Below are 24851 nucleotides of genomic sequence, written 5' to 3' on the forward strand. Positions count from 1 at the left end.
TTTAATCGGTTGGAAAATCGAGGATGCTGAAATTGCCTCTGCGCCTCCTCCGTGTTTCGCCTTGCATAATTTGGTAAGAAAGCCAGGTGAAATAAATGGCTATTCCGCCAGTGAACACCATGGTGCCTGTGGCCCAAAACCCCAGTAAATTCAACTGGAGAATCAGATAAAAGGAAAGTGCACAGAGAATCACCAGTGCCCAGTAGACAATGATTCCATTTCGTATTGTTTGCCCCCAGCTGCGATACTGGATTAGTATTACAATTGCCGTTAAAAGCTGAACAATTCCCAGGAAAAAATGACCAACAAGACCTGGCATTCCCCAGATGTATAAAATCGCCACGGTGACAACCGCGACTAGCTGGAAATAGAAATTAAATCGTTTCATAATGTTTGTCTTTTATTTTCAATATTTTTTGAAAGTTCATATTCAAATTTTTTTAGTCCTCTTCATCGATAAACATGAAATCGCCCTGATCGGGTTCTGTCATTTCTGGCAGCTCTTCTTTCTCCTCTTTCACCGAAAACCATTCTACAAGGTGGACTACCAGGCAAACCAACGGAACCACTGTGAAGAAAATACTAGTGACCAATTTGTAATCAAGGCCAAAAGTTCCAGCCCAAACAGCGGGAAAGAACGGAATGAAAATCATTGCCAACGCCACAACGATAAAAGCCACCTTGAAAGGAATCTTTGGAGTGCGGCCGGCTCTAACGATCGTCCAAACAACCTGAAACCCGCCAAGCAACACCCACCAAATGCTAATTAATAAGTAAGGAAACTCAATGAATCGGCCGAGGATAACTCCCAGCACAAACACAGATTGTATGACGATAGCCCACTTTCTCATTTCACTTTTTTACAATTTTTAGAAGCGTCCCGGTAAACCAGTGCTTGTCAGCTTTGGTCATTCTCTCAAAAGCAGAATCAACCTTGCGGCTGAAGTTTTCTATGTTGTCAACAGTCTCCAAAAACTGACTTACTTCCGCAGCATCTCCGCTCTCAGGATCCACTTCTTTCACTTGCTCGAGTACACGAAGCACAGGCGCCAACTCTCTCTTTCTTCTCTCGTTGGCAATTTTGGTAGCCACTTTCCAAATATCCTTTTCGGCAACAAAAAACTCTTTTCGCTCTCCGATTTTACTTTCTTTCTCTACCAGCTCCCAATCTATCAACGCACGCAAATTGAGATTCGCATTTCCGCGGCTGATGCCCAGCTGGCTCATCACATCTTCAGCGCTCAGTGGCTCGTTGCTTACCAAAAGCAGCGCGTGGACCTGCGCCATGGTTTTGCTGATGCCCCAGCTCGATCCCAGCGCTCCCCAGCTCTCTATAAACTTCTCTTTTGCTCTCGATAAATCCATCAGGTAATTCTTTATGTGGCTAAACTACAACTTATTCTCGTACTTTCAATATATTTTGAAACTTTATTTTGACAAGGCTGGTTCGTGAGTTACTTTTCTATATTTGGCGCACCAACACCGACTGAAATATGAAAGCTTACCTGAATCGGAAAGCCATTGCAATTTGCATCCTGAACGTCATCCTTTGCTTTGTCCTGAGCCATGTTACTGCGCTTGCTCAGCAGAAGACTTTAGACTCCACACGTGTCTACAGCCTGATTGAGAAATCTAAAACCCCGTCAATCGACTCTGCTTTGGCCTATCTCGACACGGCTCTACTGATCAGCAAGGAGAAAAACATGAAGAAAGCACTTGCCGAGACTTACCATGAAATTGGTGCGGTGCACAAGTCAATTAGCGTTTACGACAAAGCTCTAGAAAACTACTTTGAGAGTCTGCGAATCGCAGAAGAAAACAATGATTCCGTGAGGCTTTCGGATGTTTACAGTAGCATCGGAAATGTTTATCTCGTCACGCAGGAACTGGATGATGCGCTGGAATATTTCGAAAAATCCCGAAACATCAGCCAGGCAATGAATGACAGCCTCGGAGTTATGATCAGCTACATAAATACTGGAGCTGCCAATCAGAAGAAACGCAATTTGGATGTGGCGCTCGACTACTACAATCGAGCTTTGAAGACTGCCAGAGCCAACAACTACACCGGAGATATCGCCATCCTCAACGGAAACATCGGCAGCACTTACATGGTCAAAGGTGAACTCGACTCTGCTAAACTCTATCTGGAAAAGACATTGATTCTCAAGGAGGAAATCGGAAAAGATGCCAGCACCGTTCACACTCTCAACGATTTGGCTGATCTTATGACAAGGCGAAAGGAGCCGGAGAAAGGAGTTGCTTACGCCAAGCGGGCCGTGGAGATTTCAAAGAAAATCAACAACGGAAGACACCTAAAATACGGCTACCTCTACCTCTCTGAAAATCAAAAACTGCTGGGAGATTTCGAAAACGCTTACAAAAACCTCAATCTTTACACCGAATTGAACGACAGCCTTTTTGGAGTTGAAAAAGCAGAGCAGTTCAAAGAGCTTCAAGTAAAATACGACACAGAAAAAAAGGATGCTGCTATTCAATTGCTACAGCGCGAGCAAGAAATCGCCAACTTTCGTACGAGGATCTATCTTTTAATTGGATTTCTTGTTTTACTTGTTGCCGCTGTCCTGGTCTACTGGCAGTGGCAAAATGCGAGAAAAAACAAGGAACTTCTAGCAAAAGAAAAAGAGGTAGACCGATTGAAAGCGGACTTTTTCGCAAACATTTCTCATGAATTTAGAACTCCACTAACACTGATTCTTAGCCCAGTAGAATCAATGCTCGAACAAGAGAGTGACCCACAAAAAGTAAAAAACCTCAGAGGCCTTCAGAAAAATGCCCAACGCTTGCTCAACCTCATCAACCAAATTTTGGACTTATCGCGGATTGAGGCAGGTCAGTTGACTCTCAATGTTCAGGAAACCAACCTTGTTTCACTGGCAAAAGGGGTGACCATGTCTTTTGAATCGCTAGCTGACTCCAGAGACATCAAAATCGATTTTGAAAGCCGAGCAAACACACTCGAAGTTTTCTGCAACGTCCGTCAATTCGAGACCATTCTCATCAACATCATTTCGAACGCTCTAAAATTCACTCCTCGCGGTGGCCAGGTAAAAGTGAAGCTCACCGAAAAATCGACCGCAGCTAAACTCAACGGATCTCCCGCTGTGGAGATCGAGGTTTCCGACAACGGGCAGGGCATAGACCCTGAGAAACTACCCCATATTTTTGACAGGTACTATCAGGTAGAAAACACTAACATAAACACACAAGGATCGGGAATTGGCCTGGCCCTGGCGCGGGAATTGGTTTTGCTCCACAAGGGCAAAATCGAAGTAGAGAGCGAAACAAACAAAGGCACGACTTTCAGATTCTGGCTACCTCTTGGACAAGCCCACTTGAGGGAAAGTCAGATTTATTCTAATACAGATGTAAAATTGACAAGATCTAACAATGAAATTGAGCCCTCCACGGAAATCCCAGATAAGTCGATTTCTGGTGCTACCCTCCCTCAGCTTCTCCTTGTGGAAGACAACAAGGACGTTCGAGATTATGTAAAAAGCATTCTCGCAGCAGACTATCAAATTGAGGAAGCCGAAAATGGCAAAATTGGATTAGAGCTCGCACTGGAAATCATTCCCGATTTGGTAATCAGCGATGTGATGATGCCAGAAATGGACGGCTATGAGCTCAGTGAAACGCTGAAAAAAGACGAAAGGACAAGCCACATCCCTGTCATTCTCCTCACAGCCAAAGCATCTGCCGAAAGCCGAATTGCCGGACTCGAAACTGAAGCTGACATCTATCTGAGCAAACCGTTTGTACCTCAGGAACTGAAGCTTTCAGCTAAAAATCTGATCACTTCAAGGAAAAAATTAAGAGAGAAATACAGCAAGGGACTGAAGTTTGAACCTTCAGAAGTTGCTATAAACTCTGTGGACGAGCAGTTCCTCTCTCGCCTGATTAAAGTGATCGAAGCTAATTTCGCAAAACCAGAGTTCACTGTAGAAAAGCTCAGTTCTGAAATCGGCATGAGCCGATCACAGCTTCATCGAAAACTTCAGGCACTCACCAACGAAAGCGCCAGCAACTTCATTCGGTCGTTTAGACTGCAAAGAGCACATCAGCTTTTAGAGAAAAAAGCGGGAACAATTTCAGAGGTTTGTTACCGTGTCGGGTTCAATAGTCACAGCTACTTTACGAAATGTTTTCTTGAAGAATTTGGCTACAAGCCTTCAGAAATCAACTCTTCTACCTGAGGAGATCATCGCTACCACCTCTCTCACAACACACTCATTAACAGACAGAACAACATTTGTTACACTTTTTGCAACATTTGTTTTATCAGGCAATTGCTGTTTGTCCTCATCTTTGCTCTGCTAGAATTATAAAGATCACTGGCACATGCGAAATAATACTAACACCAAACAATTCGAACCTCTGACTGAGCGAAAAAAGTTCAGTAGAGCAGATAAGGAATTCACAAAGAGCCTGGCTACTTTTTGGGGCTCATTCAATCAAGGGTCAAAACCCTGAAAAAGAAAAGTTTAAACCCTGGGTTTGGGTTTAATAATTGGTTATTTTTACAATACTTAATCACTTAGGGGTCAAATGATTCCAACAGCTACTACCGCAACCAAAAATATTTAATGTGTTAGACGGCAGAAGTCAACAGGGCGGGGTCTACTTTCGGGTAGCCCTGCTTTTTTTATGCCTTTTCCTGCTTGTCGAAATGCTTTCGAAAACGCCCAATATCCACCTCCGAATCCAGTTCTGACTTTCCCTGTACCCAGTCACAAAAATTGATAGCAAAGTACGGAGCGTTCATCACACCTTTTGTTCCCAACCCATTGAATAGCATCAAGCGCTCGTTATTTGGGTGTGCGCCAATCAGAGGTCTGCGGTCCTGGGTTGTAGGTCGAATTCCGGCTCGGTGCTCAATCACTTCGATGGGCGCTTTTACAACTTCTCTCAGCCTGGAAAGTAGCTTCTCTCTGGCCTCGTCAGAAGTTGTGAGATCGGCCGACTTCCATTCGTAAGTGGCACCAACTCGATAGAGATCATCACCCACGGGAAGCAGAAACTGCCCGTTGTTCACGATAGATCGATGACTAAGCCCCGCGATCTTTACGGTTAGCAGCTCGCCCTTGTTTTTGTGCAGAGGGAGGTAACCGAAGTACGGATTATCGGTTCCAAGATGACCTTCACAAAAGACAATCTTACCGGCTTCAAGAGAACCGTATTGAGCTCCTGAAGGCATGAGTTTTAAAGCCTCAAACTCGAACTCGCTCTCATCTATCAGGTTCTCCGATTTCAGCCATTCACGATATTTTTTGAGCAGCACTCTCAAATCGAGGTAACCCGCTTTTTCTACAACACCATAGCCGTGCTGAAAAGTAAAATCCGCATCAACCTCAGGAATTGACGTTGTTTTCAGGAAGTGCTCAAACCCGGGCTCAGCTGAACGCGCATGAAAATCATTCGCTGCCTCGTTGTCCGGAAAGACCCTGGCAATATTTTTCGGAAAGCGCAAGGTGGCACTGAGCTTCTTTTCTAAGTCTTTATAAAAATCGTCAGCAACAGGAATCAGGTCATCGGCACGCCAGCTTTTATTGAGCCTACGAAAAACGATGGGGTTCCACATCCCTGCCGCTGCATAAGAAGCGGCCTCAGCGTGTCCCTTATCGATAAAAAACACACTGTAGCCGCGCCTTTGAAGCTCGTGTCCGAGAACGGTGCCTGCCAACCCCTGGCCGACAATTAGAAAATCGTATCGTTCTGGTTGACTCAAATGATGTTCAGATCCTTACCAACTTTCACAAATGCGTTTACAGCTTTATCCAGATGCTCTCTCGTGTGGGCTGCTGAAAGCTGAACGCGTATTCTTGCCTGGCCCTTAGGCACTACAGGGTAGAAAAACCCGATAACGTAGATTCCTTCTTCCAAAAGCGCATCGGCCATTTTTTGAGAAAGCTTGGCATCGCCTAACATTACTGGAACAATGGCCGAATCTCCATCTTTAATATCGAAACCTGCTTCGCGGATTTTATCTTTGAAATACTTCGTGTTCGCTTCAAGTGTATCGCGGAGCTCTGTAGTTTCGTTCAGTAAGTCGAACACAGCAATGCTCGCACCTACAATTGACGGAGCAAGCGAGTTAGAAAACAAATAAGGACGAGAGCGCTGGCGAAGCATTTCAATAATTTCCTTTCTACCGGTGGTAAATCCGCCCATGGCACCACCTAGAGCCTTTCCGAGCGTTCCTGTGATGATATCCACACGGCCCATCACGTTTTTCAACTCGATGGAACCTCTTCCTGTCTTGCCGATAAAGCCTGTGGCGTGGCAGTCGTCAACCATCACCATCGCATCGTATTTATCAGCCAGGTCGCAGATCTCATCCAGCTTGGCCACGTAGCCATCCATTGAGAAAACACCATCAGTTACGATAACTTTGAAGCGGGCACCTTCTGCTGCTTTCAGCTGCTCTTCGAGATCTGCCATGTTGCTGTTCTCATATCGATAACGAGCAGCTTTACAAAGCCGCACACCATCGATAATTGATGCGTGATTCAGGGAGTCGGAAATGATTGCATCCTCTTTAGTTAAAATTGGTTCGAAAACACCTCCATTTGCATCAAAAGCTGCTGCGTAAAGTATCGTGTCTTCGGTTTCGTGGAAATCTGCAATTTTCTTCTCCAGCTCTTTGTGAATGTCTTGAGTTCCGCAGATGAAGCGAACAGACGACATTCCGAAGCCGTGAGTATCGATGGCTTTTTTAGCTGCTTCCATCACCTTGGGGTGTGACGACAAGCCGAGGTAGTTGTTCGCGCAGAAGTTAATCACCTCTTTGCCGGAATCGAGTCCGATTACCGCATCTTGGGGAGTAGTAATCACGCGTTCCTTTTTGAAGAGGCCTTCTTCTTTTATGTTTTCCAATTCTTGTTGGAGATGTTCTTTGATCTTTCCGTACATAATCTGTCTTTTTTTATGGGCAGACGAAGTTAGGAATTTGACAGGAACAAAAGAGCCATTCTACAATTTGAAGGCAAACAAAAAAGCCCCTGTGGATTGAATCTCACAGGGGCCTCTCAAAAAATTCTAAAGATTTTGTCCTATTGTACGCAACCTTGATCGATTTGTGACTGCAAGTCGTTATTTGGGAAACAATTTCCAGTTGGCAAATCCACGGGAACGTATCTCATTAAGTCTCCATCATAAAGCGACAGCTCAATGAAGTTCGTTAAATCAGTAATTTGTTGTGAACTCAAACCGAGTGGAACAAATTCCTCGTCCAGTTGAGTTGTAGGCACTTGCGGATTCTCGGCTACTGCATTGTTCTTGTACTCAATCACATCTCTCACAGAAGTAAATGAGCTACCATGCCCGTAAAACGGTGAATCCGTTAGGTTGTACAATTGAGGGGTTTTAAATTGGTAGTACTCTTCAGGGTTCTGAGTAAACCATCCTCTACCGAGTCGCTCTGTTGGTAGCGGCACTGTCAAATGCACGCGTGGCCCTTCAACCAGATCGTTAAATCCAAGCGCATGGAACTCTGTATCGCCTTCGCCTGTTGGCATCGACTTGTTCAGGCCTGGTCCGTTATGGCATTTGAAGCAGTTTGCCTCGCCAAAGAAAAGAATTGCACCTCTTTTCTCCGATGCGCTCATTGCCTCAGTATCGCCTTTGAGCCAATCCTGGAAAGGAGCCTTATTAGGCAAGATTGTTCTTTCGTAGGCCGCGATTGCCAAACCTGCAGTTCTTTGAGAGATTCTCGTTTGCTCCGGCCAATTTGGAAATGCATCATTAAACATATCTTCATAAACCGGATAAGTTTCGCAAAAATCCTGATCTACGACCATCCTGTGAACTGTGAGACCAGCTATTGCTTGTGTCTCTACACCTTCATGGCCAAACTGATTGTTCCAAATCGGAGTATTTGGAGGCCACAAATCTTCGGTTCCATTATTCACTCCTTCGGCACCAAACTGCCCATTGTAGAGCATGACTTTTTGGTAGGCTGTGTTGAGAATCGTTGGAGTGCGATTATTCACCACATCCATACTGTCCAGACTGTAATTCGGATTAAATTGTCTTCCTTCACCTGCTACACCAAAACCGATCCCTCCGTCAGCTACACCTTGAGGGACATTGCTGAAGAAGCCAGCCTGACCAAAGTGGCAACTCGAGCACGAAAACGTTGTCATGCCTTCTGTGTACTTGGCCTCAGTAGCAATCTGAGTTTCGTGGAAGAGGAGTTTACCTAACTCCACTTTTGCCGCTGTAATTGGGTTGAGTGGATCCTGAGGAATTTCACTGTATTGAGTTTCTTCCGGCAAGATCAAGGCTGATTCGCCAATACCTTGTGTAGCATCCAGGATAGCATCCCGAAGTGCCTGATCGTATTCCGGAGAATTTTCCGGAACCACATCAATTTCTTTTTCTTTCCTACAAGAAGACAGTAGGACAACTCCAGAAAAAGCTATGAGGAGTATTCTTTTTACCATACCGTATGATTTTGAATTAAGTTGTTGTTAGTCGTGCAAAAATACAAATTAATCGATAAAATCGATTTATCAGTCTAATTTTCAACCCCCAAACCGAGCAAATTTCATCAATTCTTCATGGAATCTTTTGGGTGCAGCAGCGTGAACCCAGTGTCCCACTTTATCAAAAGTGACGATTGAAACATCCGAAAAGATGCTTTCAATTAATTCGTGGTCTCCCTCATTAATATAGTTCGAAGCTCCACCCGCTATAAAAAGCGTTGGAGTACTAATCGAGCTCAACTCAATCTTGTCAGACATTGCTTTGATCTCCCGATTCAATACCGGTACGTTAATTCTCCATCCGAGTTTCCCTTTTTCTTTCCAGTAAAGATTTTTCATCAAAAACTGACGGATTGGCAACTCGTCTATGTACTGGGCGATGTGCTCGTCCACGTCTTTTCGCGATTTCAACTCTGATAGGTCGGCAGTGGTGAGTGCTTTCAATATTTGGTCGTGGTGAACGGGATAACTTTTCGGTGCAATGTCAACGATTACCAACTTATCAAGTTTGTCCTCATTTTTGCCGGCAAACTGCATCGCTGTTTTTCCACCCATTGAGTGTCCCAGGAGAATAGCGTCTTTAATATTCTCATCTTCGAAAAGCTCCTCGAGATCTTCGGCCATCACCTTGTAGTTCATCTCATCGCTGTGAGGAGAATGTCCGTGGTTTCTCAAATCCACCAGGTAAACATCAAAGGACTCCGCCCATTCTTTCGCGAGCGATTGCCAATTGTCGCTAGATCCGAAAAGCCCGTGTAAAATAACTAATGGCTGGCCCGATCCCAGTTTTCTAAAGTGAAGTTTCATTTTTCTATTCTTCAGTTTTGCTGCGAAGTTCAAAGTGTAGTTTTAGCGCAGCTCTCGTTTATAAAGATTAATTGTGTTTTCAAGTCCGTAGTAGAGCGCATCGCTAATTAGGGCATGCCCAATAGAGACCTCCTGCAGACCGGGAACGTGTTGGTAGAAAAAACGCAAATTCTGCAAGTCCAGATCATGTCCCGCATTTATTCCCAGTCCATTCTGAATGGCGCGCTCTGCTGCTTTCACAAATGGCTCAACCGCTTGTTCGCGATTTTGCGAATAGCCTTTGGCGTATGATTCAGTGTAGAGCTCAATTCGATCTGTTCCGGTGTCGACAGCTCTGTCGATCATTTCCAGATCTGTTTCTATAAATATCGAGGTGCGAATTCCATTGGATTTAAGTCGATCGATTACCTCTTTTAAAAGCTCCTTATTGTCTTTGGTGTCCCAACCCGCATTTGAGGTGAGCACGCCCGGAGGGTCTGGTACCAGGGTGACCTGGTGAGGCTTTTCTTCGAGGACGAGTTTCATGAAGGAATCATTTGGATAGCCCTCCACATTAAACTCCGTGGTGACCACCTTTCGAATTTCACGAACATCATCGTACCTGATGTGTCTTTCATCAGGACGAGGGTGCACTGTGATGCCATCAGCTCCAAAGGTCTCGCAGTTTTTGGCCGCTTCAACCACGTTTGGAATATTGCCACCACGGGCATTTCTCAAAGTGGCAACTTTATTGATATTAACACTTAGTCTCATTAAAACTTTTTTGGTTGGCGTTGAACAATTCCACTTATTTTGTGCCTCACAACGCAGTAACAAAATTAAGAACTTCAGCGTACCAGAAGAGGGAACTTAGGGGCAGCTATCCTTTGGATTGTAATGGGTTTAACCTAATCTGTTCCCAAAAAGAATAAATGAATGAATGCTATTGATATAATATCTTCGGAAATTCCGGAACTGTCTTTCAGTGATAATGGTGTGAATGCCTTAAACCTCATGGAAGAATACAAGGTAGGTCACTTGCCTATCGTTCATGACGGTATCTTCGTTGGACTCATCTCAGAGAGTGAGATTCTCGAAATGGAAAAACCAACAGTGGCATTCAGCACAGTAAACCAGAAACTTCTCGAAATCAGCACTCAGGAAGGATCTCATATTTATGAAATTCTGAGGCTGATGGACGAATTTCAACTGTCAATTTTGCCAGTGGTTGGCGAAGATGGCCAATACGAAGGCTGTATCACCGTGAACAACCTAATTCACAACCTGGCTCAAATGCAAGCGGTGGGCGAACCAGGCGGAACTATCGTTTTGGAGATGAATACGCATGACTACTCGCTCAGTCAAATCGCACAAATTGTAGAAGGCAACGATGCGAAGATTTTGAGTGTGACTGTTTCTACGGCTCCAGACTCTCAGATGATGGAGGTTACTCTAAAAATCAACAAAGAGGATCTCAATCCAATTATTCAAACTTTTAATCGATACGATTACAACATCAAATACTATTACCAAAAACCTCGCTACTCTGAAGACTTGAAGAGACGCTACGAGGAGTTGATGAAATATTTGAATATGTAGTTTTGCAGGATGAAGCAGCTCGCTTTTACGATCCTCTTTTGCCTACCTCTCTTTTTGGCGAGCGCCCAAAAAACACCAACAGACAGCACCCTTAAAAAGGTGGTGAAGGGTTTTGTAATTGATGGCAACAAACAAACCCACAACCGAATCATCCAGCGAGAAGTTCCATTCAAAGTAGGAGACACACTCCGGGTTTTTGAGCTTGAATACCAATGTGTTTTGGCTCGAAAAAACATTTTCAACACTCACCTTTTCAACTTTGTAGAAGTTACTCCGGTGTACACTGACAATGAAAACGTGTTCGTTAAAATTTCAGTGACCGAACGCTGGTACTGGTGGCCAGCTCCGGTTTTCGAAAATGCTGATCCGAACTTCAACATCTGGTGGGAAAGGAGAGACTTCAGTCGAGCGAATTACGGACTGATCCTGTACAAACAGAATTTTCGAGGGCGAAATGAAGACCTCTACCTAAAAGCCAAACTCGGTTACACCAACGAGTTCAAGGTAACTTATCGGATTCCATTTATCAATAAGAGCCAAAATCTTGGACTGACTCTCAGCGGACTTTACAAAGAGCAAGACGAAATCACTTACGCTACGTTCAACAACGAACGAGTTTTTTACCGACACCCGGAGACTTCCTCTCGTGAAGAACAGATCTACAGCATAGAAATGCCTTATCGAAGAGGAATTTACAGCACCCACGCCCCAAAAATCACTTACGTGAAATCGGCCATTCGAGACTCACTTTCGAACGTGGCTCCCGACTATTTTGGAAGTTCAAGGAAGCACATCAATTACTTCAAACTCTCCTACTTCTTTACCCACGACAAACGAGACATCAGAGCTTATCCGCTTAAAGGCAGCTACCTGCGAGTAGGCGTAGAGAAAAGAGGTCTTGGCCTTTTGAAAGAAAACAGTGTCGATCTACTAGGTGCTGTCGGCAGATTCAAAAAATACTGGCAGCTTCACAAACGGTGGTACTTTGCCGCAGGAGTGGCAGGCAGGACCAACCTTACAAATCAAATTCCCTACTACTTGCAAGAAGGATTGGGGTACAGCGATTTTGTGCGAGGCTACGAATATTACATAGTTGACGGCCAGCACTACGCCCTGGGAAGGTCGAATCTCAAGTTTGCAGTGATTCCGAACCGGGTTTTGGATCTTGGCTTCGGCCCAGAGAAATTCACAAAAATCTACTACGCCCTTTATCTAAATGGTTTTTTTGATGCGGGACACGTGTGGGACAGCCGCTACTCCGAAAACAATCCACTGGCAAACGAGGTGATGATGTCAGGCGGACTCGGGCTCGATTTTGTGACTTACTACGACAGCGTTTTTAGAATGGAGGTCGCCTACAACCGTTTCAAAGAGATCGGGTTTTTCCTTCACTTTGTGCAGCCGATCTGAGCAAAAAGAAGGCGATTCATCTGCAGCCTTTGGGGCTTTGATTATCTTCGCTTTTATCGAAAAGCACTAAAAAACGATTGTAGAATGACCATTGCCTTTTACGGCTTACAGTTCGGAGCTGATTTTAATCCTGTGGTTCAGGCCATTTTTGACGGCTTGCAAAAACGGAATACCGAACTCATCGTTCACGAAGATTTTGCAAAGTTTCTGAAAGAACGAATCCGTTTCGACTCCGACTTCAAAACATTTAAAGACCACCGCGGACTGGAAAGCGTGGATTGTCTCATCAGCATTGGAGGTGATGGCACTTTGCTCAGCACCATTCACTTTGTACGCGACTCCGGCATACCCGTTCTCGGAGTAAATGCCGGCCGACTCGGTTTTCTCTCACACGTATCAGCCGATCAGGTAGCCGAGGCTATTGAAGATCTGCTCGACAGAAAATACTCTATTGACGAGCGATCACTGATCAAGGTGAGCAGCCCTCAGCAAGATTTTGGAGACTTTCCCTTTGCCCTCAATGAAGTCACGGTTCACAAAAAAGACACCTCATCGATGGTTCGAATTCACGCCTACCTCGATGAAACTTACATCAACACCTACTGGGCCGATGGCCTGATCGTGTGCACACCTACAGGAAGCACGGCCTATTCGCTGAGTTGCAATGGCCCAATCGTGATGCCCGGTTCTGAAAACTTCACCATCACACCGATTGCACCTCACAACCTAAACGTGAGGCCGCTTGTGGTCCCAAACAGGCATAAGCTACGACTCAAAGCCGAAGGCCGTGAACCAAACTTCCTTATGGCTCTTGATTCTATCAGCCACTCTGTGAGTGCCAATACAGATATCATCATCGAGAACGCCAGTTTTTCTCTCAACCTCATCAACCTGGAGGGCAGAAGTTTCTTCAACACAATTCGCAATAAACTCATGTGGGGAGCCGACCGCAGAAACTAGCAAATGAGTTGTTTAACTATTTATGTTCCTAATTAAAAACGTACCTTTGCCAGCGCTTTTGAAAGACTGATGCGAACGCATAGCCGATAGCCAATAAAAATAAGCGTACAATAAAGAATTAAAATCGCCATTAGAAGATAGTTAAGGCCTGCCGAAACGGGTCCAGAACTGTACTTCAATTCGCTACTGTAGAGTAGTTTTTAGCAAGAAAATGATGCAAAGTTTTATTCGTCAAATTGCTCTTATCACAACAGCTTTTTTGCTGACTGCAACAGCATGGTCACAAACTAAGTGGGATCGATCTCAAGAGCTTGGCGTGTCTGTTGGCTCGTCCTACTACATTGGCGACATCAATCCCCGACAGCATTTCGGTGGCGAATTCCACCCGGGATTTGGATTGGTCTACAGAAATAGTTTTACAAAACGCTGGTCAGTCAAAGCATCTGTTCAGCGCATTCGATTCGAAGCCCACGATTCAGACTCCGATGATCCTTGGCAACAAAATCGAAATCTCCACTTTCGAAACACCCTAATCGAAGGGAGCTTGCAGGCAGAGCTAAATTTTTTCCCTTATCAAATAGGTAACCCGAGCTTTCCTTTCACGCCTTATTTTTTCGGAGGACTCTCAATTTTCAAGATGACTCCCGCTGCCGAGTACAACGGCACCTGGTATGAGTTGCAGCCATTGGGCACCGAAGGACAGGGAACCAGCGAAGGAGAAGAAAAGTACGCCATCAACGGAATTGCTGTTCCTTTTGGAGTAGGAATAAAAGCCAACATCATTGGCAGCCTTGCTGTGAGTCTCGAATGGGGCATGCGCAAAACCTGGACAGATTACCTCGATGACGTAAGCACTACCTACGCCAACCCGGCTGTGATAGAAGAAGAAAATGGAGAACTGGCGGCAATTTTGGCCGACAGAAGTATTGAGCAAGAAGGAATTGGAGACACAAACACCGGTGTTCAGCGTGGCGATGCATCGCGAAATGACTGGTACAATGTGTTCCATTTGATGATCACTTTTAGAATTGGCAAAAAACCAAACACGTGTTGGAAGTGATTTTCTCAAAAACTTTGGCCAGTTTTGCAAACCTGAAACGAAAAACCGAACTGTAGTTTTTTGAGTCTGCTGCCCATGAGCTATAAAGACAAAATACACCAGGATAACATTCCTCAGCACGTTGCCATAATTATGGATGGAAATGGTCGCTGGGCCAAAGGCCAGGGCCAGGAGCGTGTTTTTGGACACCTGCACGGTGTTGAGGCAGTTCGTGCATCGCTCAAGGCTGCGGCCGAAGTGGGTGTACAGTACCTCACACTTTACGCCTTCTCAACAGAAAACTGGAACAGACCCAGAGAAGAAGTGGAAGCACTGATGAACTTGCTGGTAAAAACAGTTGTGGGCGAGCTCGAGGGTTTACTGGATAACGGGGTGCGACTTCATACCATAGGCGACATTGAAAGCCTGCCAGGTGAATGCCGCGAAGAACTGATTGCGGCAAAAGAAAGAACAAAAAACAACACAAGAATCAACCTGATTTTGGCCTTAAGCTACAGCTCGCGTTGGGAAATCGGCAATGCCATAAAATCGATAATGGATTCCGGAGCTAAAAAGGAAGATGTAACAAATGAGCTCATTCAGCGTCACTTGGAAACAAGAGATTTTCCCGATCCGGAATTGCTCATTAGAACAAGTGGTGAAAAGAGAATTAGCAATTTTTTGCTGTGGCAGATCGCCTATGCCGAGCTATATTTCACCCCTGTGCTTTGGCCAGATTTCGATAAGGAAGAATTTTATAAAGCGATTGTTGACTACCAAAGTCGTGAACGAAGGTTTGGAAAAACCAGTGAGCAAATAACTGTGTAATATAGAATGAGACAACTACTTGTAGCGCTACTAATTTCTTTTATCATCCCTTTCACAAGCATTTGTCAGATAGATGGCCCTGCTCAAATAGGTGGCACTGAACTTGACTACAGCAATCCACAAACCTACACGATAGCCGGCATCTCAGTGCTAGGCGCTGAACACACCGATGTGCAGGCGATCAAGTTGTTCACCGGACTTCAGGTTGGCGATGAAATTCAGGTTCCGGGCGATGCTATCTCAAAAGCCATTAAGAATCTTTGGGAACAGAAGCTCTTTGCAGACATCTCGATCAGAATTGCAGAAATTCGCGGTGAAGACATTTTCCTGCTCATCGAACTAGAGGAAATGCCGAGACTCGGAGGATTTAGTTTTCGCGGAGTCTCAAAGTCAGGTGCTGACAACCTCAGAGACGAGATTAAACTCGTTCGTGGAATCGTTGTGAACGACAACCTCATTACCACTACAAAGAATGCAATCCGACAGTACTACATTGGCAAAGGCTACTACAATGCAGATATCGAGATAGAAACAAAAGACGCAAGTGCACTCGACAATCACGTTGATTTGATTATCAAAGTGGATAAAAAGAGCCGGGTGAGAATTGACGAGATTAACTTCATTGGTGTAGAGAAAGTGAATGAGAGAAAGCTCTCTAAAGCTATGAAAGACACCAAGGAGAAAGCAATTTGGCGTGTCTTCAACCCTTCTCGATTTAAGCCCAAAAAATACAAAGCTGACAAGGAAAAACTCATTTCTTACTACAACTCACAAGGCTACAGAAACGCCAAGATTTTGGAAGATTCTGTCTACTGGGTTGACAACAAAAACCTTGGGATCGACATCAAAATTCACGAAGGTGACAAATTCTACTTTCGCGACATCAGCTTCATAGGAAACACAAAATACAGTTCAGACACTCTAGAGCAGTTGCTTGGAATAGAACCCGGAGATGTCTACAATTCTGAAGAGCTGAACCAGCGTCTGTTCATGAATCCTCAGGGAATGGATATCAGCTCGCTTTACATGGATCAGGGTTATCTTACATTTCAGGCCATTCCTGTAGAAACCCTCATTGAAAACGATAGCATCGATCTGGAAATCCGGGTTCAGGAAGGCAAACAGTTCCGTGTTGGAAAAGTAACCGTAGTTGGAAATACCAAAACCAACGACCACGTGATCTACCGGGAGATTCGCACGAATCCGGGAGATCTGTTTAGCAGAACAGACATCATCCGTACGCAGCGCGAGTTAAACAACCTCGGATACTTCAACCCGGAGGCGTTTAACGTAACGCCAATGCAAAACCCCGAAGACGGAACGGTAGATATCGAATACGTTGTTGAAGAGAAGCCTTCAGATCAAATTCAACTCTCCGGTGGTTTTGGAGCAAATCGAATAGTGGGAACACTTGGAATAAGTTTCACCAACTTCTCCATGAGGAATATTTTTAATAAAGAAGCCTGGAGACCGCTACCAACAGGAGATGGACAAAAACTCTCGCTCAATGCAGTTTCTAACGGGCGATTCTATCAGTCTTACAGTGCTTCTTTCACTGAGCCTTGGGTAGGTGGAAAAAAACCAAACTCACTGAGCTTCTCACTTTCGCATTCGGTACAAAACCTCTCGAGCATTGGGGAGCTCGAAAGATCAGTAAAAATAACGGGGGGATCGGTAGGATACGGAAAAAGACTTCAGTGGCCTGATGACTACTTTATCTTGCAGCTGACTGGCTCTTACCAGCACTTCAACCTAAATAACTTTAGCTCTGTGTTTAGCTTCGCGAACGGTACTTCTAACAACCTCGCTGCGCAAGTGACACTTCAGCGAAATTCGATCAACGAACCGATTTTCCCGACTCGTGGATCGAATATTAAATTCACCACCAAGTTCACTCCTCCTTACTCCGCCTTTGACGGAAGAGATGATTATTCCGGTTTGTCGGAGCAGGAAAGATTTGAGTGGGTTGAGTACCACAAGTGGAAATTCACTGCCGACTGGTACACCTCACTGACGCCAGAAAAGAAGGAACGTCAACTCGTACTGAAAACCAGTGCCGGATTTGGTTTCCTCGGTTACTACAACGAACAACTTGGGCTTTCGCCATTTGAGCGATTCTACCTTGGTGGTGTTTTCCTCTCAGGGTTCATACTCGATGGTCGAGAGATTATCAACCTGCGTGGTTACGAAGACCTTTCGCTCTCGCCAACCACCGGGGCACCCTTTATCGCAAAATACAGTGCCGAGTTGCGCTACCCGATTTCCACCAATCCGCAAGCTACTATCTACACGCTTGCATTTTTGGAAGCCGGTCAAACCTGGCAGGACTTTGAAGATTACGACCCCTTCAACCTCAAGCGTTCAGGTGGTGTGGGACTTCGAATTTTCCTTCCGATGTTTGGTCTTCTCGGACTCGACTACGGATGGAGATTTGACGATGTTCCAAGCCAACCAGACATGCAGCGAGGCATCCTCCACTTCAGCATTGGCATGAACATTGGAGAACTGTAGGCGGCAAATTTTTAATAAATTCGTTCTTATAAGAAACAAGCTCGAAATCAATATGAAAAAGCTCCTCTTAATGATGGTTTTGTCGGTAGCATTCACCGGCATTTCACAGGCGCAAAAATTTGCTTACGTTGATTCTCAATACATTTTGAGACACATGCCCGAATACGCTGAAGCGCAGGGACAGCTCAATCAGTTTTCCAACGAATGGGAAGCTGAGATTGAAGCCAAGTTCGAAGCTGTTCAGCGATTGAGAGACGCCTACCAGGCCGAAAAAGTATTGCTGACTGAAGACATGAAGCAAAGAAGGCTCGAAGAAATCAAACAAAAGGAACAGGAAGCCCGTCAGATGCAACGTCAAAAGTTCGGTGTTGAAGGTGAGCTTTTCCAAAAGAGGGAACAGCTGATCAAGCCCATTCAGGACAAAATTTATGAAGCACTTGAAGAAGTTGCTTCGAGAAGTGGATACATGGTCATTTTTGACAAAGCCAGCCAGAGCAATATGCTTTACACCAACCCTAAGTACGATATCACAGAAACAGTGATAAAAAACATGGGTCTGACGCCAGGAGAAACGATCGAAACTGAAGGCGATAAGGACGAAAAAGGGGATGACTCCAAAAGCGGAGGCACTGAAAAAGAAGGCAGAAAAGATCCTTCCGGCAACAAGACTTCCACTGGCCGTACACCGATGAAAGGTGGACGTAGATAGAAAATTATATTTTTGACAACCCGAATAATTAAATTAAGAAGATAAAGATGAAGAAAGTACTGATCACATTGGTTTTGATCGCAGCAACTACAGTTGTTGGTTTTGCACAGAAACTCGGTCACATCAATTCCACTGAACTTTTGGAAATGATGCCAGGTCGCGATTCTATTGAGCAAAAAATTGAGATGAACGCCCAACAAATGGAGCAGGCTCTCGCTGACATGAAAGCCGAGTACGACAAAAAAGTAGCAGAATTTCAAGAGCAAAGCGCAAATTGGTCTGAATCTGTAACCCAATCTAAGTACAACAGTATCATGAGTTTGGAGCGCGAAATGCAACAATTCAATGTGAACGCAAACAAAGAATTGCAAAAAACTGAGCAAAAACTAATTCAGCCGCTTATTGAGCAAGCTCAGGCTGCTATCGACAAGGTTGCTGAAGACAACGGATTCACCTACATCTTCGACACCAGCACTGGTGCTATCGTTTATGCAAAAGGTGAGAACATAATGCCGATGGTGAAAGCCGAACTCGGCATTCAGTAAATAGAGAACAATTTGTAGAGAACTACAAAGGCCTCTTCGTCAAATTTGGCGGAGAGGCTTTTTTTGTTCTCAAAAGTCAATCATCAATCTTACCTTAGCGCTTCATGATAAAGGCAGGACCCATAGGAGTTTTTGACAGTGGTATTGGCGGATTAACCGTGGCTGATGCCATTCAGAAAAGACTACCGGCAGAGTCGATGATCTACTTTGGCGACACCGCTCACCTGCCCTACGGAGACAAATCGGCCGAATCAATCCGTCACTACTCAAAGCGTATTACAGAGTTTTTGATCGAAAAAGGTGCGAAAACCATAGTCATTGCCTGCAACACCGCAGCCAGCTACGCCACAGATGCCGTGACAGAAGCAGCCGGTGAAATTCCAGTTGTTAATGTTATTGACCCGGTAGTTCGCTACGCAGCAGAAAATCACCAGTCTGGAAAAATCGGTGTTATCGGAACCAAAGGAACGATCGCCTCCAGAGTTTATCCTCAGCAAATCGAAAAACTGAATTCTCAGATTGAAGTAGTTTCACAAGGAACTGCACTGCTGGCACCAATGATCGAGGAAGGCTTTTTTGACAACAAGGTCTCACAAGAAATTATTGACTCTTACCTACAGTATCCTGACTTCAGAGACATCGAAGCGCTCATCTTGGGCTGCACGCACTATCCACTGATCAAACATCAGGTCGAGCACTTCTTCAAAGGGAAAGTGGAAATCCTCGATTCGGCATCGATTGTGGCACATGAAGTAGAAAGCATTCTTCGCAGCAATAATCTACTCACCACGGAGCAATCTGCCAGTCACGAGTTCTATATTTCAGATTTCACTAGGTCATTCGAAAGCAGCACGCGCATTTTCTTTGGTGAAAAACTCCACCTTGAAGAAGCCCGCATTTGGGACTAGCGCAGTCCGAGAATGAATTTTGGATCTGGACAGTTTTGAAGAAATCTTTCTGCCTCAGATTTGGCAGCCACTCCTGGATAATCACCTTTCTTTCCCTCCAGATTTTTGATCACCTGAAAGTGCAAATGTGGTGGCCATCCACCATTTTCTGACTCATCACCGAGGGTTGCAAATTGCTGACCGGCTTTCACTTCACTTCCCTTTTCAAGTCCACTTAACGATTCCAGCGAGAGATGCCCATAAAGTGTGTAAAACACCAATCCATCAAGCTTGTGTTGCAGGATGATAGTTCCTCCGTAGTCTCCCAGGTTATCGTTGTTTCTGAAGCTGTGAACCGCACCATCCAGCGGAGCAAAAAGTGGTTCATGAGCATCGCACCAAAGATCAGAACCAAGGTGGATCGAACGCTCCTCAGATTCTCCGCTGTTGAAGTGTTTGAAGCGTCTGTAGACCACGCGATCTTCCGCATAGCCGCCAATAGCAAATTGCTTTCCTTCAGCGGCCATTTTGTCCCAGATATATTTTTCCAGCGTTTCCACACTGTTCACCGTTACAAAGGCTTCGTCTTTATTTCCTGCAGAGAGATCCAGCGTCATGGTGTTGGCAGAGGTGAGTTCAAATCGGAAAATGTTCTCGAAGCTTGTTGTAGCCAGCTTTTGTTCTAGTGTCATAAAAAGTTGCTCTCTCTTAGTCGTGATACCACGATGAATATTTGACGTAGTTATTTGCAATTCGCTCAATTTCGCCAGAAACGAGTTCGGGGCTGATCGACTTGACCCGCTTTGCCGGAACTCCTGCATAAACCGATCCCGGCTCAACTTCTGTGTTTTCGAGGACCACAGCTCCTGCAGCAATGATACTGTTTTTACCAATTTTAGCATGGTCCATTACAATTGCCCCCATACCGATCAAGACATTGTCTTCTACCGTGCAGCCATGGACGATAGCCCGGTGACCAATCGATACATTGTTGCCAATTGTAGTGGCCGCCTTTTGATAGGTGCAGTGAATGATAGCTCCGTCCTGGACGTTCACCTTGTTTCCCATCTTGATGGAGTTCACGTCTCCGCGAATCACGGAGTTAAACCAAAAGCTGCACTGATCGCCTGAAACCACATCGCCAACGATAGTGGCCGTTTCGGCAAACCAGCAGTCTTTTCCGAAGTTGGGAGTGGTGTCTCTCAGTTTTTTAATAATTGCCATAATCACAAATTTTGCTTTCGAAGATAAAAACAAAAAAGCCGCTAGAACCTGAAACGAGTTCAGGATGACTAGCGGCTCTATATTTTTTCTCACAGAAAGAGATTAAATTCGAAAGAGAGGCCTGCGTAGTTTTTACCATGCATTAAGTTGAGCAGGCTGAATAGTCAGCTATTGAGGCTTGCGAAGTTTTCGAAAACAAGGAGTTCACCTTAGTGAATGACTGTTTTCAAAACCAGCATAACGAAGATAGCAGGCTATTCAGACAGTCAACTTAGGCTTTGCCGTGGCAGTTTTTATATTTCTTGCCAGACCCACAAGGGCAAGGATCGTTTCGCCCCACCTTAGGCTCTGTCCTTACCTGAGTCTTCACCTTTTGCTGTTGGGGAGCCTGACCTCCCTGACGCTGTGCCGAAGCACTTTCTGCCAGGTTTTGAACTCCTGCCTTGCTCGTTTGCAAGTTTTGTGCTTGTTCCTGTTTTCTTGTTTTTGCGTCCTTCACCTGATCTGGAGCCACCGGCAAAGTGGATTTCACTAGGAAAGAGGCCACTTCGGAGTTCACCTTTTTCACCATTTGCGAGAATAGCTCGTAGGACTCAAACTTATAGATCAAAAGCGGATCCTTCTGCTCGTGAGCGGCAAATTGCACATTCGATCGAAGGTCGTCCATGTTTCTCAAGTGCTCTTTCCACTCATCGTCAATGATGGCGAGGGTAACACTCTTTTCTACCTCATCGGCAAGCGACAAGCCTTCGGTTTTGTATGCTTTCTCCAGATTGGCTACAACCTGTAGTTGTTTTCTTCCATCGGTGAAAGGCACCACAATGTCGCGGTAGCTGTTCGATTCATCTTCGTGAACTTTCTTAATAACGGGGAAAGCCTGCTTGGCCATCACTTCCGATTTCTTCACGTATTGCTCTGACGCTGCTTCGTAAAGTTTCTGCGAAAGTTTGTCGGGAGTCCCCGAAGTGAATTCTTCTTCTGTGAAAGGAGATTCGATTCCAAAGAATCGGTAAAGATCCAGCTTGAAGCTTTCAAAGTCTTTATTTGCCTGGTGATCGAGAATTACCGCTTCGGCCAAATCAAAGAACATATTGGCGATGTCGAGCTTCAGTCGCTCACCGAAAAGTGCGTGTTTTCTTCGTTTGTAGATCACCTCACGTTGCGAGTTCATCACATCGTCAAATTCGAGAAGGCGTTTACGAATTCCGAAGTTGTTCTCCTCAACCTTTCTCTGTGCACGCTCAATCGATTTGGTAATCATCGAGTGTTGAATCACTTCGCCTTCTTTGAGTCCGAGGCGGTCCATCATTTTTGCAATTCGGTCGGAACCGAAAACTCGCATCAAATCATCTTCAAGAGAAACGTAAAACTGAGAAGAACCCGGATCTCCCTGACGACCGGCACGACCTCTAAGCTGGCGGTCAACTCGTCTGGAATCGTGGCGTTCTGTACCGATAATCGCGAGTCCACCGGCATCTTTCACACCTGCACCAAGCTTAATATCCGTACCACGACCGGCCATGTTCGTGGCGATTGTCACTGTTCCGGCTTTACCAGCTTCAGCAACAATGTCGGCCTCCTTTTGGTGCATCTTGGCGTTCAACACCTGGTGAGGAATTTCACGCATTTTGAGCATTTTACTCAAGAGCTCCGAAACTTCAACGGTGGTTGTACCAACAAGCACAGGACGACCATTATTCCGTAGATCCATGATCTCCTCAATAATCGCGTTGTACTTTTCGCGCTTGGTTTTGAAAACCATGTCTTGCCTGTCATCTCGGACAACCGGTTTGTTTGTCGGGATGATCATCACATCCAACTCGTAGATATCCCAAAGCTCGCCAGCTTCTGTCTCGGCAGTACCAGTCATACCGGCTAGCTTGTGGTACATTCTAAAGTAGTTTTGCAATGTCACCGAGGCGTAGGTTTGCGTTGCCGCCTCCACTTTTACTTGCTCTTTCGACTCAATAGCCTGGTGCAATCCGTCAGAATATCTACGGCCTTCCATGATACGACCAGTCTGCTCGTCAACAATTTTCACCTTGTTGTCCATCACCACGTAGTCCACGTCTTTTTCAAAAAGCGCGTAGGCTTTGAGAAGTTGGTTCACCGTGTGCACACGTTGAGACTTTACAGCGTAGTCACGCATAAGCTCATCCTTCTCCTTCAAAATTTCTTCCTCGGGCTTATCGGAGCTTTCTATCTGAGCGATCTCAGTTCCCACATCGGGCATGATGAAGAAATTGTCCTCTTCGAGGTTTTTCGAAATCAGATCAATCCCTTTTTCTGTGAGCTCAACCGCATTGTTTTTCTCTTCGATAGTGAAGAAAAGTTCTTGATCAGCTTTCCACATTTCACGACTGTTGTCTTGCATGTAAAAAGCCTCCGTTTTGAGCATGGATTGCTTCACACCTTCCTCACTCAAAAACTTTATGAGAGCCTTGTTTTTCGGCAATCCACGATAAGCACGGAAAAGCGCAAGGCTACCCTCCTGAATATCTTCTTTTGATGCCGAGCCGTCTTGCAGTCCTTTGAGTTTCTTTTTGGCCTCGGCAAGTAGCTCGGTAACTTTTTGCTTTTGGGCTTTGTGGAGCAATTCCACTTTTGGCTTCAGCTCGTTGAACTCGTGCTGATCGCCTTTTGGAGTAGGACCAGAAATGATGAGTGGAGTTCTCGCTTCATCAATCAAAACCGAATCGACCTCATCGATGATAGCGTAGTGATGCTTGCGCTGAACCAGATTTTCGGGAACTTTGGCCATGTTATCGCGCAGGTAGTCAAAGCCAAATTCGTTGTTGGTTCCGTAGATTACATCGCACTTGTAGGCCCTTCTTCGCTCTTCTGAATTAGGCTGATGCTTGTCGATACAGTCCACAGAAAGACCGTGAAACTCGTGAATTGGCCCCATCCACTCGCTATCTCGTTTTGCGAGGTAGTTGTTCACCGTTACAAGGTGAACTCCGCGGCCGGTGAGTGCATTCAGGAATACCGGAAGTGTTGAAACGAGAGTTTTACCCTCACCCGTTTGCATCTCTGCGACTTTTCCACGGTGAAGTGCCACTCCACCAATCAGCTGAACATCGTAGTGGAGCATATCCCAGGTAATGGTGTTTCCGGCTGCTACCCAAGAGTTTTGCCAAATGGCCTTGTCACCGGAAATTTCGATTGAGTCTCTTTGCGTTGCAAGTTCGCGGTCGAAGTCAGTGGCAGACACTTCGAGAGTTTCGTTTTCTTTAAATCTTCGAGCCGTTTCTTTTACGATTGCGAAAGCTTCGGGGAGAACTTCTTCGAGAAATTTCTCGAGTTTTTTATCGATGTCTGCTTCGATTTTATCGATTCGATCGTAGATGCCCTCTTTGGAGTCGATGTCCATGTTGGGCGTTTCGTTCACCTCTTTTTTGAGCTGCTCAATTTCGGCCTCTTCCTCGCTGATGTGATCCTTTATTCGCTTCCGAAGCTCATCCGATTTCCCTCTAAGTTCATCGAGAGAAATGGATGAAAAAGATTCGAAATGCTCATTTATTTGATCGACAATTGGTTGAATTGCCGCAATATCTTTTTCGTGCTTATCCCCAAAAACTTTTTTGAGAATCTTCGTAACTGATCCAATCATTTCTGTAGTGTGAGTATTGTCTTTTCGTATCTGTTAGTGTGGGCTTCAATTCGTTTCCTCAACGCGGTTCTTCAACGCTAATTGCTCACCCGGGCAGCCACAAAAGTAGGGGTTTATCTTAAGATGAAAGCAGATTTGCGCCTTCGTTTGCAGCGCCCGAATTTACACCAAAACAGTGCCGTAGATTTTTGGCTGACATTGTGGCGCAACAAGTGAGTTTTCGATTCTATCGG

General features: G+C 45.1%; 21 protein-coding genes. 10 read left to right on the forward strand and 11 right to left on the reverse strand.

Annotated features, from left to right (window positions below):
* Position 1 precedes the first annotated feature (1 nt).
* From ABHV44_RS00235 to ABHV44_RS00245, 3 genes are read right to left on the reverse strand one after another with little or no spacing between them, the layout of a single operon-like run.
* Positions 2 to 388, reverse strand: coding sequence for a hypothetical protein (locus ABHV44_RS00235; protein WP_459072621.1), 387 nt, complete (start codon positions 386 to 388; stop codon positions 2 to 4).
* A 52-nt stretch (positions 389 to 440) separates the two neighbouring features.
* Positions 441 to 851: a hypothetical protein gene (locus tag ABHV44_RS00240; RefSeq protein ID WP_459072622.1), complete on the reverse strand. Its 411-nt coding sequence runs from the start codon at positions 849 to 851 to the stop codon at positions 441 to 443.
* A gap of 1 nt (position 852) precedes the next feature.
* Positions 853 to 1365: a GbsR/MarR family transcriptional regulator gene (locus ABHV44_RS00245; RefSeq protein ID WP_459072623.1), complete on the reverse strand. Its 513-nt coding sequence runs from the start codon at positions 1363 to 1365 to the stop codon at positions 853 to 855.
* A 128-nt stretch (positions 1366 to 1493) separates the two neighbouring features.
* On the opposite strand from ABHV44_RS00245, the gene ABHV44_RS00250 reads away from it, so the two are divergent.
* The gene (locus ABHV44_RS00250; protein WP_459072624.1) at positions 1494 to 4217 is read left to right on the forward strand and encodes an ATP-binding protein; all 2724 of its coding nucleotides are present in this window, start codon (positions 1494 to 1496) and stop codon (positions 4215 to 4217) included.
* A 449-nt stretch (positions 4218 to 4666) separates the two neighbouring features.
* Here ABHV44_RS00250 and ABHV44_RS00255 read toward each other — a convergent pair whose 3' ends face one another.
* The 5 genes from ABHV44_RS00255 to ABHV44_RS00275 form a co-directional block, all read right to left on the reverse strand.
* On the reverse strand, positions 4667 to 5749 hold the full coding sequence (locus tag ABHV44_RS00255; RefSeq protein WP_459072625.1) for an NAD(P)/FAD-dependent oxidoreductase: 1083 nt from the start codon (positions 5747 to 5749) through the stop codon (positions 4667 to 4669).
* Positions 5746 to 6933, reverse strand: coding sequence for a glycine C-acetyltransferase (gene kbl, locus ABHV44_RS00260; protein ID WP_459072626.1), 1188 nt, complete (start codon positions 6931 to 6933; stop codon positions 5746 to 5748). The genes ABHV44_RS00255 and kbl overlap by 4 nt, the downstream gene beginning before the upstream one ends.
* Positions 6934 to 7073: 140 nt before the next feature.
* Positions 7074 to 8465, reverse strand: a complete 1392-nt coding sequence (locus ABHV44_RS00265; protein WP_459072627.1) for a cytochrome-c peroxidase — start codon at positions 8463 to 8465, stop codon at positions 7074 to 7076.
* 81 nt (positions 8466 to 8546) lie between these two features.
* Positions 8547 to 9314: an alpha/beta fold hydrolase gene (locus ABHV44_RS00270; protein ID WP_459072628.1), complete on the reverse strand. Its 768-nt coding sequence runs from the start codon at positions 9312 to 9314 to the stop codon at positions 8547 to 8549.
* A gap of 42 nt (positions 9315 to 9356) precedes the next feature.
* Positions 9357 to 10067, reverse strand: coding sequence for a pyridoxine 5'-phosphate synthase (locus ABHV44_RS00275; protein ID WP_459072629.1), 711 nt, complete (start codon positions 10065 to 10067; stop codon positions 9357 to 9359).
* Positions 10068 to 10229: 162 nt separating this feature from the next.
* Here ABHV44_RS00275 and ABHV44_RS00280 point away from each other — a divergent pair, with 162 nt between their 5' ends.
* The 9 genes from ABHV44_RS00280 (at position 10230) to murI (ending at position 19802) form a co-directional block, all read left to right on the forward strand.
* Positions 10230 to 10892, forward strand: a complete 663-nt coding sequence (locus tag ABHV44_RS00280; RefSeq protein ID WP_459072630.1) for a CBS domain-containing protein — start codon at positions 10230 to 10232, stop codon at positions 10890 to 10892.
* A 9-nt stretch (positions 10893 to 10901) separates the two neighbouring features.
* Positions 10902 to 12302 carry a BamA/TamA family outer membrane protein gene (locus ABHV44_RS00285; protein ID WP_459072631.1) on the forward strand — a complete coding sequence of 467 codons (1401 nt, stop codon included), beginning with the start codon at positions 10902 to 10904 and terminating at the stop codon, positions 12300 to 12302.
* An 84-nt stretch (positions 12303 to 12386) separates the two neighbouring features.
* Entirely contained in the window at positions 12387 to 13262 is an 876-nt protein-coding gene (locus ABHV44_RS00290; RefSeq protein WP_459072632.1) for an NAD kinase, read from the forward strand.
* Positions 13263 to 13473: 211 nt separating this feature from the next.
* On the forward strand, positions 13474 to 14322 hold the full coding sequence (porG, locus tag ABHV44_RS00295; RefSeq protein WP_459072633.1) for a type IX secretion system protein PorG: 849 nt from the start codon (positions 13474 to 13476) through the stop codon (positions 14320 to 14322).
* Positions 14323 to 14397: 75 nt separating this feature from the next.
* Positions 14398 to 15129 (forward strand): isoprenyl transferase, encoded by a 732-nt coding sequence (locus ABHV44_RS00300; RefSeq protein WP_459073003.1) that lies wholly within the window; start codon positions 14398 to 14400, stop codon positions 15127 to 15129.
* A gap of 6 nt (positions 15130 to 15135) precedes the next feature.
* On the forward strand, positions 15136 to 17640 hold the full coding sequence (gene bamA / locus ABHV44_RS00305) for an outer membrane protein assembly factor BamA (protein ID WP_459072634.1): 2505 nt from the start codon (positions 15136 to 15138) through the stop codon (positions 17638 to 17640).
* 52 nt (positions 17641 to 17692) lie between these two features.
* Positions 17693 to 18349, forward strand: a complete 657-nt coding sequence (locus ABHV44_RS00310) for an OmpH/Skp family outer membrane protein (RefSeq protein WP_459072635.1) — start codon at positions 17693 to 17695, stop codon at positions 18347 to 18349.
* Between the two features lie 47 nt (positions 18350 to 18396).
* Positions 18397 to 18894, forward strand: coding sequence for an OmpH/Skp family outer membrane protein (locus tag ABHV44_RS00315; RefSeq protein WP_459072636.1), 498 nt, complete (start codon positions 18397 to 18399; stop codon positions 18892 to 18894).
* A 104-nt stretch (positions 18895 to 18998) separates the two neighbouring features.
* Entirely contained in the window at positions 18999 to 19802 is an 804-nt protein-coding gene (murI, locus tag ABHV44_RS00320; protein WP_459072637.1) for a glutamate racemase, read from the forward strand.
* On the opposite strand, the gene ABHV44_RS00325 is transcribed toward murI, so the two are convergent.
* From ABHV44_RS00325 to secA, 3 genes are all read right to left on the reverse strand, one after another.
* On the reverse strand, positions 19799 to 20473 hold the full coding sequence (locus ABHV44_RS00325; protein WP_459072638.1) for a peptidoglycan DD-metalloendopeptidase family protein: 675 nt from the start codon (positions 20471 to 20473) through the stop codon (positions 19799 to 19801). The two genes, murI and ABHV44_RS00325, sit on opposite strands and share 4 nt — an antisense overlap.
* A 16-nt stretch (positions 20474 to 20489) precedes the next feature.
* A complete protein-coding gene (locus tag ABHV44_RS00330; RefSeq protein WP_459072639.1) occupies positions 20490 to 21005 on the reverse strand; it encodes a gamma carbonic anhydrase family protein in 516 nt (171 codons plus the stop codon).
* A gap of 271 nt (positions 21006 to 21276) precedes the next feature.
* The gene (secA, locus tag ABHV44_RS00335; RefSeq protein WP_459073004.1) at positions 21277 to 24615 is read right to left on the reverse strand and encodes a preprotein translocase subunit SecA; all 3339 of its coding nucleotides are present in this window, start codon (positions 24613 to 24615) and stop codon (positions 21277 to 21279) included.
* Positions 24616 to 24851: the final 236 nt, after the last annotated feature.

Source organism: Halocola ammonii (genome assembly GCF_049334165.1).
GTDB lineage: Bacteria > Bacteroidota > Bacteroidia > Flavobacteriales_D > Sanyastnellaceae > JBEGHD01.

Coding starts and splice junctions, on each gene's coding strand:
- ABHV44_RS00235 (WP_459072621.1), bottom strand. CDS start 388: ATGAAACGATTTAATTTCTATTTCCAGCTAGTCGCGGTTGTCACCGTG.
- ABHV44_RS00240 (WP_459072622.1), bottom strand. CDS start 851: ATGAGAAAGTGGGCTATCGTCATACAATCTGTGTTTGTGCTGGGAGTT.
- ABHV44_RS00245 (WP_459072623.1), bottom strand. CDS start 1,365: ATGGATTTATCGAGAGCAAAAGAGAAGTTTATAGAGAGCTGGGGAGCG.
- ABHV44_RS00250 (WP_459072624.1), top strand. CDS start 1,494: ATGAAAGCTTACCTGAATCGGAAAGCCATTGCAATTTGCATCCTGAAC.
- kbl (WP_459072626.1), bottom strand. CDS start 6,933: ATGTACGGAAAGATCAAAGAACATCTCCAACAAGAATTGGAAAACATA.
- ABHV44_RS00265 (WP_459072627.1), bottom strand. CDS start 8,465: ATGGTAAAAAGAATACTCCTCATAGCTTTTTCTGGAGTTGTCCTACTG.
- ABHV44_RS00270 (WP_459072628.1), bottom strand. CDS start 9,314: ATGAAACTTCACTTTAGAAAACTGGGATCGGGCCAGCCATTAGTTATT.
- ABHV44_RS00275 (WP_459072629.1), bottom strand. CDS start 10,067: ATGAGACTAAGTGTTAATATCAATAAAGTTGCCACTTTGAGAAATGCC.
- ABHV44_RS00280 (WP_459072630.1), top strand. CDS start 10,230: ATGAATGCTATTGATATAATATCTTCGGAAATTCCGGAACTGTCTTTC.
- ABHV44_RS00285 (WP_459072631.1), top strand. CDS start 10,902: ATGAAGCAGCTCGCTTTTACGATCCTCTTTTGCCTACCTCTCTTTTTG.
- ABHV44_RS00290 (WP_459072632.1), top strand. CDS start 12,387: ATGACCATTGCCTTTTACGGCTTACAGTTCGGAGCTGATTTTAATCCT.
- porG (WP_459072633.1), top strand. CDS start 13,474: ATGATGCAAAGTTTTATTCGTCAAATTGCTCTTATCACAACAGCTTTT.
- ABHV44_RS00300 (WP_459073003.1), top strand. CDS start 14,398: ATGAGCTATAAAGACAAAATACACCAGGATAACATTCCTCAGCACGTT.
- bamA (WP_459072634.1), top strand. CDS start 15,136: ATGAGACAACTACTTGTAGCGCTACTAATTTCTTTTATCATCCCTTTC.
- ABHV44_RS00310 (WP_459072635.1), top strand. CDS start 17,693: ATGAAAAAGCTCCTCTTAATGATGGTTTTGTCGGTAGCATTCACCGGC.
- ABHV44_RS00315 (WP_459072636.1), top strand. CDS start 18,397: ATGAAGAAAGTACTGATCACATTGGTTTTGATCGCAGCAACTACAGTT.
- murI (WP_459072637.1), top strand. CDS start 18,999: ATGATAAAGGCAGGACCCATAGGAGTTTTTGACAGTGGTATTGGCGGA.
- ABHV44_RS00325 (WP_459072638.1), bottom strand. CDS start 20,473: ATGACACTAGAACAAAAGCTGGCTACAACAAGCTTCGAGAACATTTTC.
- ABHV44_RS00330 (WP_459072639.1), bottom strand. CDS start 21,005: ATGGCAATTATTAAAAAACTGAGAGACACCACTCCCAACTTCGGAAAA.